The organism is Spirillospora sp. CA-142024 (assembly GCF_050942325.1).
GTDB lineage: Bacteria > Actinomycetota > Actinomycetes > Streptosporangiales > Streptosporangiaceae > Spirillospora.
In genome coordinates this window covers 2865941-2878995 of record NZ_CP192077.1, presented here as the reverse complement: position 1 = coordinate 2878995, position 13055 = coordinate 2865941, and the positions used below count along the sequence as shown (strand labels likewise).

Annotated in this window: 10 protein-coding genes; 4 read left to right on the top strand and 6 right to left on the bottom strand. The window is 71.3% G+C overall.

Annotated features, from left to right (window positions below):
• Window positions 1-63 precede the first annotated feature (63 nt).
• The 4 genes from rny to ACQPZP_RS13935 form a co-directional block, all read right to left on the bottom strand.
• Window positions 64-1623 (bottom strand): ribonuclease Y, encoded by a 1560-nt coding sequence (gene rny / locus ACQPZP_RS13950; protein WP_433479605.1) that lies wholly within the window; start codon window positions 1621-1623, stop codon window positions 64-66.
• 450 nt (window positions 1624-2073) lie between these two features.
• Entirely contained in the window at window positions 2074-2625 is a 552-nt protein-coding gene (gene recX, locus ACQPZP_RS13945) for a recombination regulator RecX (protein ID WP_433478035.1), read from the bottom strand.
• A gap of 202 nt (window positions 2626-2827) precedes the next feature.
• On the bottom strand, window positions 2828-3940 hold the full coding sequence (gene recA / locus ACQPZP_RS13940) for a recombinase RecA (RefSeq protein WP_433478034.1): 1113 nt from the start codon (window positions 3938-3940) through the stop codon (window positions 2828-2830).
• A gap of 10 nt (window positions 3941-3950) precedes the next feature.
• Window positions 3951-4094, bottom strand: a complete 144-nt coding sequence (locus tag ACQPZP_RS13935) for a hypothetical protein (RefSeq protein ID WP_433478033.1) — start codon at window positions 4092-4094, stop codon at window positions 3951-3953.
• Window positions 4095-4182: 88 nt separating this feature from the next.
• Here ACQPZP_RS13935 and ACQPZP_RS13930 point away from each other — a divergent pair, with 88 nt between their 5' ends.
• The 3 genes from ACQPZP_RS13930 (at window position 4183) to ACQPZP_RS13920 (ending at window position 6687) form a co-directional block, all read left to right on the top strand.
• Entirely contained in the window at window positions 4183-5052 is an 870-nt protein-coding gene (locus ACQPZP_RS13930) for an ATP-grasp domain-containing protein (protein ID WP_433478032.1), read from the top strand.
• A gap of 108 nt (window positions 5053-5160) precedes the next feature.
• Complete coding sequence (locus ACQPZP_RS13925) at window positions 5161-5526, top strand: hypothetical protein (RefSeq protein WP_433478031.1); 366 nt, start codon at window positions 5161-5163, stop codon at window positions 5524-5526.
• Between the two features lie 3 nt (window positions 5527-5529).
• Complete coding sequence (locus tag ACQPZP_RS13920; protein ID WP_433478030.1) at window positions 5530-6687, top strand: glutathionylspermidine synthase family protein; 1158 nt, start codon at window positions 5530-5532, stop codon at window positions 6685-6687.
• Window positions 6688-6696: 9 nt separating this feature from the next.
• Here the strand turns inward: ACQPZP_RS13920 and ACQPZP_RS13915 are convergent, their stop codons facing one another.
• Together ACQPZP_RS13915 and ACQPZP_RS13910 are read right to left on the bottom strand one after the other, a co-directional pair.
• Window positions 6697-6891, bottom strand: a complete 195-nt coding sequence (locus ACQPZP_RS13915) for a DUF3046 domain-containing protein (RefSeq protein ID WP_433478029.1) — start codon at window positions 6889-6891, stop codon at window positions 6697-6699.
• 9 nt (window positions 6892-6900) lie between these two features.
• Window positions 6901-8175, bottom strand: coding sequence for an alpha/beta hydrolase fold domain-containing protein (locus ACQPZP_RS13910; RefSeq protein ID WP_433478028.1), 1275 nt, complete (start codon window positions 8173-8175; stop codon window positions 6901-6903).
• A gap of 120 nt (window positions 8176-8295) precedes the next feature.
• Here ACQPZP_RS13910 and ACQPZP_RS13905 point away from each other — a divergent pair, with 120 nt between their 5' ends.
• Entirely contained in the window at window positions 8296-13053 is a 4758-nt protein-coding gene (locus ACQPZP_RS13905; protein ID WP_433478027.1) for an Lhr family helicase, read from the top strand.
• Window positions 13054-13055: the final 2 nt, after the last annotated feature.

Genomic DNA, 13055 nt, shown 5'->3' with positions numbered 1-13055 from the left:
CCGCCGGCGAATGCCTTGATCATCACGGCGGGAGGTGGCGAATGCCAGACGTGTCCCTGAACTTCAGCGGGCGAACTCGATCGCCCGGGATTCGCGGACGACGGTGACGCGGATCTGGCCCGGGTAGGTCAGCTCGTCCTCGACCTGCTTGGCGATGTCGCGGGCGATCACCTGCGCCTGGATGTCGTCGACCGCTTCGGGCTTGACCATCACGCGGATCTCTCGGCCGGCCTGCATCGCGAAGACCTTCTCCACGCCCTCGTGCTTGGCGCGGGCGATCTCCTCAAGCCGTTCGAGCCGCTTGACGTAGGCCTCCAGAGACTCCCTGCGCGCGCCCGGCCGGCTGCCGCTCACGGCGTCCGCGGCCTGGGTCAGGACGGCCTCGACCGTCCGGACCTCGACCTCGTTGTGGTGCGCCTCGATCGCGTGGACGACGTCCTCGTCCTCGCCGTAGCGGCGGGCGATCTCGGCGCCGATCAGCGCGTGGCTGCCCTCCACCTCGTGGGTGAGCGCCTTGCCGATGTCGTGCAGGAGCGTGCACCGCTTGGCGACCTCCACCGGGAGCCGCAGCTCGCTCGCCATGACCCCCGCGATGTGCGCGGACTCGATCAGGTGCTTCAGCACGTTCTGCCCGTAGGACGTCCGGTACCGCAGCTGCCCGAGCAGCGCGATCAGCTCCGGGTGCATGTCGGCGATGCCCACCTCGACCAGGGCGTCCTCACCGGCCCGGACGCACAGCTGCTCCACGTCGCTCTTGCTGCGCTCGTAGATCTCCTCGATGCGCTGCGGATGGATGCGGCCGTCGAGGACGAGCTTCTCCAGCGTGAGCCGCCCGACCTCCCGCCGCACCGGGTCGAAACAGCTCAGCAGCACCGCCTCGGGCGTGTCGTCGATGATCAGGTTGACGCCGGTCGTCGTCTCGAACGCGCGGATGTTGCGCCCCTCGCGGCCGATGATGCGGCCCTTCATCTCATCGCTCGGCAGATGCAGCACCGACACGACCGACTCGGCCGTCTGCTCGCTCGCGACCCGCTGGATCGCCAGCGTCACGATCTTGCGGGCGCGCTTCTCGCCCTCCGCCCGCGCCGTGTTCTCGATCTCGCGGACGATCGGGATGGACTCCCGCTTGGCCTGGTTCTCGATCGCCGCGACCAGCTCGCCCTTGGCCTGCTCCGCGGTGAGCCCGGCCGCCTGCTCCAGGACCTTGCGCCGCTCGTCCGCGACGCCGGCCAGCTCCTCCTTGCGGGTTTCGAGCGCCTTCTTGGTCTCGGCGAGCCGCCCCTGCCACTCCTCCAGGCGCCGCACCTCGCCGTCCAGCCGCTGCTCCCGCTCCGCGAGCCGCGCCTCCCGGCGCTCCAGGTCCTCCCGGACGGTCCGCAGATCGTCGCGGAGGAGGCGGCCCTCGGCGTCGAGTTCCGCGCGGGCGGTGGCGGCGATCCGCTGCGCCTCCCGCTCGGCGTCCTCCAGGACGTCCTGCGCCTCCTGCCCGGCCTTCGCCCTGATCTCGTCGGCCTCGCTCTGCGCGCGGGCGATCTCCGCCGCGGCCTTGCCGGGCATGCCGGGACGCCACAGGATGACGATCACGAGAGCGACCAGGGTCACCAGCAGCGCTGCACCCAGCAGGACGCTCTCCATGAGGCAGATCCTTCCTCGCCGCGGGCCCGTCCGGAGTGCGGGGCCCTGCCTAGCGAGGATTTACTCGCGCGCGGATGCACGACATCACGGGGCCGCGCGCGGCGCGCCCCCGGCGATCCGGCCGAATCCGGTCGACGAACCTGTCCTTTATGCCTCTCAGCTGCTGGAACGTGCTCGGTCGTATGGCAATCCGCGAGACGCGGAGTAACTCCTCACTGCCGTAACGGTAAGCGGCATAGAGGTAATGAGCAAGCAAACGACGGGCATTCCGGACTAACCGAACGTCGGCGTGAGTCCTTCCTTACCGCCCACCCTGACCGTCCGCCCCCGCCGCGACCTGCGGCATCGCGTCCCCGTCAGAGTCCGGAAAAAAATCACCACCCGGTCACCCGGCTCGCAACCCCGGCGTGTCGCGCCTCGGGCGCGCGGGTCGCGGGGTCAGTCGAAGGGGTCCGCGGGGTCGGGGACGGCTTCGAGATCGGCGCCCTCTTCCGCGAGGGCCTCCTTGACGACCCGGTAGGCGAGGCCGGGCGGGTAGCCCTTGCGGGCGAGCATGCCCACCAGGCGGCGCATGCGCTTGGCGGGGTCGGCGCCCCGTGTGGCGGGGAGCTTGCGGGTCACCAGGGCGCGGGCGGTGTGCTCCTCCTGAGCGGGGTCGAGGGACTCCACGGCGTCGTTGACGGTGTCGTCGGCCACGCCGCGGCGGCGGAGTTCGGCGGCGAGGGCGCGCTTGGCGAGGCCGCGCCCGGTGTGCCGGGACTGGACCCATGCCTGGGCGAACGCCTCGTCGTCGATGAGGCCGACGTCGGTGAAACGGCCGAGGACCCGTTCGGCGACCTCGTCGGGGATGTTCCTGCGGCGCAGCGCGTCCGCCAGTTGCGCGCGTGTGCGCGGCGACGCGGACAGCAGGCGCAGGCAGGTCTCCCGAGCCTTCGCCTCGGGGTCGGGAGGAGTGCCCTCATCTCCGCCGTCACGTGAGGCCCTCGTCATGGGCCCCCGCCTCGTTCAGCGCCCGCGGGGCGAGCGGGCGGCGGCCTCTGCCCGGCACGGGCGGGTGAGGCCGTGGGAGCGGCGGCGCCATCGGGGAAGGTCCGTGCACCGATCGCGCGGTGCCGGGTAAGGCGCCGCCGCCCTGCATACGAGATCATTGCTTACTCTTCGTCAAGAGTCACCCTTATCGGGGGATTCTCGGTCAGGAATCACCCGGCTTGGCCTTGGCGGTCTTCCTGCCGGCGCTCTTGGCGGGGGCCGCCGCGGGGGGCTCGGGCGTGGCGTCCGGGGCGGCGGCGGGCTCGGCCTCCTTGTCGACCTTCGGGCCGATGCCCAGCTTCTCCTTGATCTTCTTCTCGATGCCGTCGGCCATGTCGGGGTTGGCCTTGAGGAAGTTGCGGGCGTTCTCCTTGCCCTGGCCGAGCTGGTCGCCGTCGTAGGTGTACCAGGCGCCGGACTTGCGGACGAAGCCGTGCTCCACGCCGAGGTCGATCAGGCCGCCCTCGCGGCTGATGCCCTGGCCGTAGAGCAGGTCGAAGTCGGCGACGCGGAACGGCGGGGCCATCTTGTTCTTGACGACCTTGACGCGGACGCGGTTGCCGACGGCCTCGGTGCCGTCCTTGAGGGTCTCGATCCGGCGGACGTCGAGGCGGACGGAGGCGTAGAACTTCAGCGCCCGGCCGCCGGTGGTCGTCTCCGGGGAGCCGAACATGACGCCGACCTTCTCGCGGAGCTGGTTGATGAAGATGGCGGTGGTCTTGGTCTGGTTGATCGCGCCGGTGAGCTTGCGCAGGGCCTGCGACATGAGGCGGGCCTGGAGGCCGACGTGGCTGTCGCCCATCTCGCCCTCGATCTCGGCGCGCGGGACGAGCGCGGCGACGGAGTCGATGACGACGATGTCGATCGCGCCGGAGCGGATCAGCATGTCGGTGATCTCCAGGGCCTGCTCGCCGGTGTCGGGCTGGGAGACCAGCAGGGCGTCGATGTCGACGCCGAGCTTGGCGGCGTACTCGGGGTCGAGCGCGTGCTCGGCGTCGACGAACGCGGCGATGCCGCCCTTCTTCTGCACGCTCGCCACGGCGTGGAGTGCGACGGTGGTCTTGCCGGAGCCCTCGGGGCCGTACACCTCGACGACGCGGCCGCGGGGCAGGCCGCCGATGCCGAGCGCGATGTCGAGGGCGATCGCGCCGGTGGGGATCACCTCGACGGGCGCCCGCGCCTCCTCGCCCATCCGCATGACCGATCCCTTGCCGAACTGGCGCTCGATCTGGGCGAGTGCGGTCTCGAGAGCCTTCTCCCGGTCGTTCGCTGCCATTGAGATGTCCTTACGGTCGTGATGTCGGCTCTCGGCCGCTGTTTGCGATGTCGAGGGCGACGTTACGGCGGGCCACCGACACTTTTCGAGCCCGGCGCGGATTGTGGATGACGCCGCCGGCCGCGACCAGCTTACCGAACATCCGTTCGATCATCGTCTCGTACCTCGATTTGGGGTGGAATCTCCGTGCGCTCCCTGGTCCCGACCCCGTACGCTGGCGACGTCGACGGAGGGTTCCAATCATGACGCTGACCGTCCTCTTCTGCGTCGATCCGATCCACCCCCGGCGCGTTGACCCGCACTTCGCCCGTGAAGCCGCGGCCGTGCGGGACCATTACGGCGAGATCGCCCTGATCGACCACGACGCGCTGCGGCGCGGCGACGTGGACGACGCCGTGGAGGCGGTGCCCTCCGGCCTGGGTCCCGTCTGGTATCGCGGCTGGATGGTCTCGGCGGACGAGTACGGCGCGATGGCCGCCGCCCTGAAGCAGCGCGGGACGATCCTGCTCACGCATCCGGACGACTACCGCCGCGCGCATGAGCTGCCCGGCTGGCACGACACGTTCGCGGGACTGACCCCGCACAGCGTGTGGCGTCCCCTTGGCACCGGGCAGGACCCCGGGGATCTCAACGAGCTGGGGGAGCTCGTCAAGCCTCTGCGCAGCGGGCCCGGCGTGGTCAAGGACTACGTGAAGTCGTGCAAGCACGAGTGGGAGGAGGCGTGCTTCGTCCCCGACGTGAAGAACCTCCCGCGCCTGCACGACGTCGCGGCCAAGATGGTGGCGCTGCGGGACGACCATCTGGCGGGCGGTCTCGTAGTCCGCGAGTTCGAGCAGTACGACGGTGAGGGCGAAGCACGCGTGTGGTGGGTGGACGGCGAGCCCGTGCTGGTGGGCCCGCACCCGGACAGCCCTGGCGTGGAACCCGATCCGGACCTGGACGCGGTGGCCCCGGCCGTCCGCGTGCTGGGCTGCAGGTTCATCACCACCGATCTGGCACGCCGCACGGACGGCGCCTGGCGAGTCGTGGAGGTCGGCGACGGCCAGGTCAGCGACCTGCCATCGTCCGTGGACGCGATGGACCTCTACGCGCATCTCCCCGTGCCGGACTGACACACCCGCGCGACGCGGTGTGCTGCTGAACCGGATTAGGGTTTTCGTCGTCTTATGAGCGATGGCCTTGGGCCGTAGCGCGCCCCCACATGAGAAGGACGAATTCTCTTGCCCCCACAGGAGCCCACTCGCCGGCTCAGCTCCCGCGCCGTGAAGGTGGGGATGGTGAGCGCGCTGTCGTTGACCCTCGTCGCCTGCGGTTCCGGTTCGACCACGGCAAGGTGCGTCGACCGGAACGAGCCGGCCAAGGGCAAGAGCGGCTACAAGGTCGTCCCGGACGGCAACTGCGACACCGGCGACATCGACAGCGGCTCCCCCTCCTACGGCCGCTACTTCTGGTACTACGGCGGGAAGAGCAACTCCGGCTTCGTGTCGGGCGGCAGCAGGTACCGTCCCGACGGAAAGATCAAGTCCAGTGGCGGGCGGACGCTGAGCCGGGGCGGGTTCGGCGGCGGCGGCCGGAGCGGGAGCTGACCGATGCGCCGAGTCCGTTCCACCCCGCGCGACGGCTGGGCGGAGAAGGTCGAGGCGCACGGCCTGGCCTTCCACCGCACCGCGCACCCCGAGCATCTGACCCGGCCGTACTGGGACGAGTCCGTGCACTACGTCTTCGAAATGGACGAGGTCCTCGCGCTGGAAGGGGTCGTCGAGGAACTGCACCGGATGTGCCTGGAGGTGGTGGAGCACGTCGTCTCCACCGGCCGCTACCACGTCCTCGGCATCCCCGACTGGGTAGCGCCTCTCATCGAGGCGTCGTGGCGGCGCGGTGACCCGCACCTCTACGGCCGGTTCGACCTCCGCTACGACGGCCACGGCGACGCCAAGCTCCTGGAGTACAACGCCGATACACCGACCGCTCTGGTCGAGAGCTCCGTGGTCCAGTGGTACTGGCTGCAGGACACCCATCCTGGGGACGACCAGTGGAACTCCATCCACGAACGGCTCGTGACCCGGTGGAAGGAGATCGTCCCCGCCGTGAACGGCGGGCCGGTTCACTTCGCCTGGACGACCGGTGACGAGACCGGCGAGGAGGTCATGACGATCGCCTACATGCAGGAGACCGCTGAGGAGGCGGGCCTGCCGGGCGTGGCGATCGCCATGGAGGACATCGGCTTGGACTCCGCCGGCGCCAGGTTCGTCGACCTGGACGAGCGTGAGATCGGGACGCTGTGCAAGCTCTACCCGTGGGAGTGGGTCGTCGCGGAGCCGTTCGGGCGCAGCATCCCGGACACGTCCACATCGTGGATCGAGCCGATCTGGAAGATGGTGCTGTCCAACAAGGCGCTCCTCGTCCTGCTGTGGGAGCTGTTCCCCGGGCACCCCAATCTGCTGCCGACGTACCTGAACACGCCGTCGAACCTGACCTCCTACGTCCAGAAGCCGCTGCTCGGACGGGAGGGGGCGAGCATGCGCATCGTCACGCCGGACGGCTCCGAGCAGCGGACCCAGGGCGACTACGGCGCGGAGGGGTTCGTGTTCCAGGAGTTCTGCGCGCTGCCCGACTTCGACGGCGAGCATCCCGTCCTGGGGGCGTGGGTGGTCCACGATGGGGCCGCCGGGATCGGCATCAGGGAGACCTCCGGGCTCATCACCGACGACACGTCGTCGTTCGTCCCGCACCGGATCCCGCTGTAGCGGACGCGCCTACTGCAAGGTGGAGGGGACGTCGAAGGTGTGGACGACGGCCTGCCAGACCCTCTTGGCGGATTCACCGTCGGCAAGGGCCTGCTCGATTGTGCGGCCGTCCAGTTCGGCCATGACGTAGTCCTTGGCCACGCTCTGGGCGTAGCGCTCGCCGAACTGCTGATTCATCCGATCCCAGAAAACCGTGAGCCGCACACGTCCACGCTATCCGACGGACGGTTCTCCCAAGGACTGTGCGACCTCGCCGGGGACCGCAGGGGCGGCCCCCTGACGGTACTGGCGGTGCAGACCCGTCAGGTAGCGCTCGACGCCTTCGATGACGCGGGCCGTCCGGTAGGAGGGGAAGACGTCGAATGCATGCTGGGCGCCCTTCATCTCGGCGTAGATGACCGGCGATGTGGAGACGTCGCGTAGGCCTGCCACGAATCGGCGTGCCTCCGCCACGGGGATGAGCGAGTCGCGGCTCCCGTGAATGACGAAGAAGGGCGGCGCGTCCTCGCGGATGTACGTGACAGGGGACGCCTTGGCGTACACCTCCGGGTTCTCCGCGAAGGGCTGCTTCACCACCATCCGTTCCAGGAGATGCGTGGCGCCCATGGGCCGAGGCCAAGGTCCCGCCTCGAAGAGGTTGTACACGCCGTAGAACGGAACGGCCCCCTGCACGCTGGTGTCGGCGTCTTCGAAGCCGGGCTGGAATTCCGGCACGTTCGCGGTGAGCGCCACCATCGCCGTGAGGTGCCCGCCGGCCGAGCCGCCTGTCACGCACAGGAAGTCGGGGTCGGCCCCGTACTCCTCGGCGTGCTCCTTGTACCAGGCGACGAAGTGCTTGAGGTCGATCAAGTGCTCCGGCCAGGTGGCGCGGGGACTGAGCCGGTAGTTGACGTTGAAGCCGACCCATCCCTGGACGGCCATGTGGTTGAGCAGCGGCAGCCCCTGCTCGCGTTTGTCGCCGATGACCCAGGCGCCGCCGTGGATCTGCATGAGCCCGGGACGCAGGTCGCCGGTGCGCTCGCCCACCGGACGGAAGACGTCCAGCTTCAGGCGCAGCCGTCCGTCCTCCCGGTACACGATGTTGCGTTCGACCCGCACGCCCTTGCGCGGTATCAGGCACAACTGCGGTACGACCAGATGTGAGCGCGGATAGCGTGGTCCGCCCTCCGGGTCGAGGTCGAGAGGGGCACCACTGTCCCGCAAGGTGACGACCGTACGGCGCGACGCGACGAGAGTGGCCGCGACACCAGCCATGCCGAGGATCGCCAAGGCGAGCCCGGCCCAGCCGGCCCAGCCGGCCAGCCCTCCGAAGGAGGCGACGGCCGCCGTGGCGGCGGCCCAGAGGACGAGCACATGCGGCGCCATCTCGATCGTCAGCCAGCCGAGGAAGAAGCTCGGAGCGACGAGCACGGCATCGTGCCGGGGAGCGTGCGCGTTGGCGGCGACCAAGACGAGCAGGATTCCGAGGGCGAGGAGGACGTAGGGCATCGGGGACTCCCTTGGCGGAGCGTGTCCTACCCGTAGACCCTGCCCGGACAAGCGCTTGCTTACAATGTGACGCGCGCCACCCCGCGGCATTCTGTCGGACCCGCGAGGCACTATGGCGCCATGGGCGGTGACGTGCTCGAACGATTCTCCCCGGCGACCCGCGCCTGGTTCACCGGGGCCTTCGCCGCGCCCACCCCCGCCCAGTCCGGGGCATGGGAGTCGATCGCCGGCGGTGAGAACACGCTCGTCGTGGCGCCGACCGGGTCCGGCAAGACCTTGGCGGCGTTCCTGTGGTCCCTCGACCGGCTCGCCACCGAGACCGCGCCCGAAGAGCCGCTGCGCCGCTGCCGCGTCCTGTACGTGTCGCCGCTGAAGGCCCTCGCGGTGGACGTCGAGCGCAACCTGCGCGCTCCGCTGACCGGTATCCGCCATGCGGCGCGCCGCCTCGGCCTGCCCGAGCCCGGCGTCCGCGTCGGGATGCGCTCGGGCGACACGCCGGCCGACGAGCGCCGCCGGCTCGCCGTCAAACCGCCGGACATCCTGATCACGACGCCGGAGTCGCTGTTCCTGATCCTCACCTCGCGGGCGCGCGAGTCGCTGCGCGGCGTGGAGACCGTCATCGTGGACGAGGTGCACGCGGTGGCGGGCACGAAGCGCGGCGCGCACCTGGCGCTCTCCCTCGAACGGCTGGACGCGCTCCTCGACCGGCCCGCCCAGCGCATCGGCCTGTCGGCGACTGTCCGTCCCACCGGCGAGGTGGCGGCGTTCCTGGGCGGGCCGAGACCGGCCGCGGTCGTCCAGCCGCCTTCCGAGAAGGTCTTCGACCTCGACATCGTCGTCCCGGTGGAGGACATGGGCGAGGTCGGGCAGTTCGTGGACGACTCCGGGGCGCCCGATCCCCGCCAGCGCAGCATCTGGCCGCACGTCGAGGACCGCCTGCTCGACCTCATCCAGGCGCACCGTTCGACGCTGGTGTTCGCCAACTCCCGGCGGCTGGCCGAAAGGCTGTGCGGACGGCTGAACGAACTCGCCTACGAACGCGCCACCGGTGATCCTCTGCCCGAAGACCACTCCCCCGCGGCGACGATGGCCCAGGCGGGTGCGGCCAGAGGCGCTCCTCTGGAAATCGCCAGGGCGCACCATGGTTCCGTCTCCAAGGAGGAACGGGCCGGCATCGAGAACGCTCTGAAGGAGGGCCGTCTCCCCGCGGTCGTGGCCACGTCCAGCCTGGAGCTGGGCATCGACATGGGCGCGGTCGACCTGGTCGTCCAGGTGGAGTCGCCGCCCTCCGTCGCCAACGGCCTCCAGCGTGTGGGGCGTGCCGGTCACCAGGTCGGCGCCGTGTCCAAGGGCGTCATCTTCCCCAAGTACCGGGGCGATCTCGTCCAGACGGCCGTGGTGGCCGAACGCATGCGCGGCGGCGAGATCGAGGAACTGCGGTACCCGCGCAATCCCCTGGACGTCCTCGCGCAGCAGATCGTCGCGATGGTCTCGATGGACGAGTGGACGGTCGACGACCTCGAATCCCTCGTCAAGCGCGCCGCCCCCTACGCCACGCTCCCCCGGTCCGCGCTGGAGGCGTCCCTCGACATGCTCGCCGGACGCTACCCCAGCGACGAGTTCGGCGAACTCCGGCCCCGCCTGGTCTGGGACCGCGTCACCGGCGTCCTGCGCGACCGTCCGGGAGCGCAACGCCTCGCCGTGACCAGCGGTGGGACGATCCCGGACCGCGGCCTGTTCGGCGTGTTCCTCGTCGGGGAGGCTCCGTCCACCCGGGGGACGACCCCCGGAGCCCCCGGAGGGGCCCGAGTGGGGGAACTCGACGAGGAGATGGTCTACGAGTCGCGTGTGGGCGACGTGTTCGTCCTCGGCGCCAGCTCATGGCGCATCGAGGACATCACGCCGGACAGGGTGCTCGTCTCCCCCGCGCCCGGCCAGCCAGGCAAGCTGCCGTTCTGGCACGGCGACACCCTGGGGCGTCCGGCGGAGCTGGGGCGCGCACTCGGCTCGTTCACCCGCGAGCTGGCAAGCCTCCCCACGGAAGAGGCACAGCAACGCGTGACCACCGCCGGGCTGGACGCCTGGGCCTCCGTCAACCTGGTCTCGTACCTCAGCGAACAGAGGGAGGCCACCGGGCACGTCCCGGACGACCGCACGATGGTCATCGAACGGTTCCGCGACGAACTCGGTGACTGGCGCATGGTCGTCCACTCGCCGCTGGGCGCGCGCGTGCACGCGCCTTGGGCGCTGGCCATCGCGGGCCGCCTGCGCGAACGGTACGGCGTCGACGCGCAGGCCATGCACGCCGACGACGGCATCGTCATACGCATCCCCGACATGGACGAGCCCCCCGGCCTCGACCTCGCCGTCTTCGACGCCGACGACATCGAGCGCATCGTCGTGGACGAGCTGGGCGGTTCGGCCCTGTTCGCCGCCCGGTTCCGCGAGTGCGCCGCGCGCTCGCTGCTGCTCCCCCGCCGCCGCCCCGACAAGCGCATGCCGCTCTGGCAGCAACGCCAGCGCGCGGCACAACTCCTGGCCGTCGCGAGCAAGTACCCGTCGTTCCCGATCGTGCTGGAGACGATGCGCGAGTGCCTGCAGGACGTGTTCGACGTCCCCGGCCTGGTGCAGCTCATGCGCGACCTGTCGGGACGCAAGGTTCGCATGGTCGAGGTGGAGACGCCCGAGCCGTCCCCCTACGCGCGTTCCCTGCTGTTCCACTACATCGGCGCGTTCATGTACGAGGGCGACTCCCCCATCGCCGAACGCCGCGCCCAGGCCCTCGCGCTCGACTCGGCGCTTCTCGCCGAACTGCTCGGCCAGGCCGACCTCCGCGAGCTGCTCGACCCGGACGCCGTCGCCGAGACCGAACGCGAACTCCAGCGCCTCGCCGCCGACCGCCGCGCCCGCGACATGGAAGGCGTCGCCGACCTCCTCCGCGCCCTCGGCCCGCTCACCACCGCGGAGACCGCCGAACGCACCCTCCCCGCTGGCACCGGACCGCCCGGCCAGGAGACGCCGCGCCTCCCAGACGGTGTGGAGACGCCCGCCCACACCGGCGATCACCCGGACGCCGCCGGCCGCGGCCTCGCCGAGCCGGACGCCGCAGGCGCCACGCAGGCGGGGAATCCCGTTCCCGACGGGGTGCTCGTGGGGGTTTCGCGGTGGCTGGCGGAGCTGGAGGCGACCAGGCGGGCGATCCGGGTGCGGATCGCCGGGGAGGAGCGGTGGGCCGCGATCGAGGACGCCGGGCGGCTGCGGGACGCGCTCGGCGCGCCGCTGCCCGTGGGCGTGCCGGAGGCGTTCCTGGAGCCCGTGGACGACCCGCTCGGCGACCTGGTCTCCCGGTACGCGCGCACGCACGGGCCGTTCCGGGCCGGCGAGCCGGCCGCCCGGTTCGGGCTGGGCGTCGCCGTGGTGGTCGAGACCCTGCGCCGGCTGGCCGGCGCGGGGCGGGTGGTCGAGGGCGAGTTCCTGCCCGTCGAGGCCGTGGCGGGCCCGCTGACGACCGAATGGTGCGACACCGGGGTGCTGCGGACGCTGCGGCGCCGTTCTCTCGCGCGCCTCCGCGCCGAGGTGGAACCGTCGCCGCCCGAGTCGCTCGGCCGTTTCCTGCCGGTCTGGCACGGCATCTCGGGCGGGTCGCGGCTGCGGGGCATCGACGCGCTCGTCCAGGCGATCGAGCAGCTCCAGGGCGCGGCCGTCCCCGCGTCGGCGCTGGAGTCGCTGGTCCTGCCGTCGCGGGTGCCCGGCTACACCCCGGCCATGCTGGACGAGCTGACGTCCGCGGGCGAGGTCGTGTGGGCGGGCCAGGGCGGGCTTCCAGGCGGTGACGGCTGGGTGGCGCTGTTCCTGGCCGACACCGCGCCGCTCCTCATGCCGGAACCCGCGGAGATCACGCTGACGCCCGTCCACCAGGCCGTCCTGGATTCCCTCGGCGACGGCGGCGCGCTGTTCTTCCGGACGCTGTCCGACCGCGTGAACAAGACCGTCACCGCCAATGACGCCGACCTCGCCACCGCCGTGTGGGACCTCGTCTGGGCCGGGCACCTCACCAACGACACGATGGCTCCGCTGAGGGCCGCGCTGGGTTCCGGCCGTCCGACGCACCGTTCCCGGACGACACGCCGGGGGCGTCCCGTCCTGCCGTCCCGGACGGGTCCGCCCACGGTCGCCGGACGATGGTGGCCGCTCCCGGAACGCGAATCCACGGCGACCCTGCGTTCACACGCTCTCGCAGAGGCGCTTCTGGAGCGGTACGGCATCGTCATACGCGGCGCCGTCGCGGCCGAGCGCACCCCGGGCGGTTTCTCCGCCGTGTACCCGGTCCTGCGCGCGTTCGAGGAGACCGGCCGGTGCAGACGCGGCTACTTCGTCGAGGGTCTGGGGGCGGCGCAGTTCGCGCTACCGGGCGCCGTCGACCGGCTCCGCGCGCTCCGTCCGGCCCCGGCCACGGCCCCTGACGACATCTCGGCGCTCTGGGAGGCGCCGCGCAAGCCCGACATCCGCGCACTCGTCCTGGCGGCCGCCGACCCCGCCAACCCTTACGGCGCGGCCCTGCCCTGGCCGGAACGCGACGACGAGGTGGCCAGCGGCCACAAACCGGGCCGCAAGGCGGGCGCGCTCGTGGTGCTGGTCGAGGGGCGCCTCGTCCTCTACGTCGAGCGCGGCGGCCGAACGCTCCTGACCTGGGACGACGACACCGACGTCCTGCGTCCGGCCGTGGACGCGCTGGCCCTCGCCGTCCGCGAGGGGGCGCTCGGCAAGCTGACCGTCGAACGCGCCGACGGCGCGGCGATCAACGACTCCCCGCTGGCGGCGGCGCTGGAGGCGGCCGGCTTCCACCCGACCCCCCGCGGCCTCCGCCTCCGCTCCTGACG

Bases quoted from the DNA above. Each gene is read 5' to 3' on its own strand.
- recX (WP_433478035.1), bottom strand. From the start codon at position 2,625: ATGACGAGGGCCTCACGTGACGGCGGAGATGAGGGCACTCCTCCCGAC.
- recA (WP_433478034.1), bottom strand. From the start codon at position 3,940: ATGGCAGCGAACGACCGGGAGAAGGCTCTCGAGACCGCACTCGCCCAG.
- ACQPZP_RS13935 (WP_433478033.1), bottom strand. From the start codon at position 4,094: ATGATCGAACGGATGTTCGGTAAGCTGGTCGCGGCCGGCGGCGTCATC.
- ACQPZP_RS13930 (WP_433478032.1), top strand. From the start codon at position 4,183: ATGACGCTGACCGTCCTCTTCTGCGTCGATCCGATCCACCCCCGGCGC.
- ACQPZP_RS13920 (WP_433478030.1), top strand. From the start codon at position 5,530: ATGCGCCGAGTCCGTTCCACCCCGCGCGACGGCTGGGCGGAGAAGGTC.
- ACQPZP_RS13910 (WP_433478028.1), bottom strand. From the start codon at position 8,175: ATGCCCTACGTCCTCCTCGCCCTCGGAATCCTGCTCGTCTTGGTCGCC.
- ACQPZP_RS13905 (WP_433478027.1), top strand. From the start codon at position 8,296: ATGGGCGGTGACGTGCTCGAACGATTCTCCCCGGCGACCCGCGCCTGG.